Raw genomic sequence first — 477 nt, 5'->3', positions numbered from 1 at the left:
ACAAACAGAGATTGAACTGAAGAGTTTGATCCTGGCTCAGATTGAACGCTGGCGGCATGCTTTACACATGCAAGTCGAACGGCAGCGCGGGGCAACCTGGCGGCGAGTGGCGAACGGGTGAGTAATACATCGGAACGTACCCAGAAGTGGGGGATAACGTAGCGAAAGTTACGCTAATACCGCATACGTTCTACGGAAGAAAGCGGGGGATCTTCGGACCTCGTGCTTTTGGAGCGGCCGATGTCTGATTAGCTAGTTGGTGAGGTAAAGGCTCACCAAGGCGACGATCAGTAGCTGGTCTGAGAGGACGACCAGCCACACTGGGACTGAGACACGGCCCAGACTCCTACGGGAGGCAGCAGTGGGGAATTTTGGACAATGGGCGCAAGCCTGATCCAGCAATGCCGCGTGAGTGAAGAAGGCCTTCGGGTTGTAAAGCTCTTTTGTCAGGGAAGAAACGGGGTTGGCTAATATCCG

The 477-nt window shown here is 54.7% G+C and carries 1 rRNA gene; it reads left to right on the top strand.

From position 1 onward, the window contains the following. Window positions 1-13 precede the first annotated feature (13 nt). Window positions 14-477, top strand: a 16S ribosomal RNA gene (locus tag NX782_RS26285); the annotation flags it as partial.

It is taken from the genome of Massilia norwichensis (assembly GCF_024753245.1).
Classification (GTDB): domain Bacteria; phylum Pseudomonadota; class Gammaproteobacteria; order Burkholderiales; family Burkholderiaceae_D; genus Telluria; species Telluria norwichensis.
The sequence above is the reverse complement of the archived record's forward strand: the minus strand, read 5'-3'. Positions and strand labels throughout refer to the sequence as shown.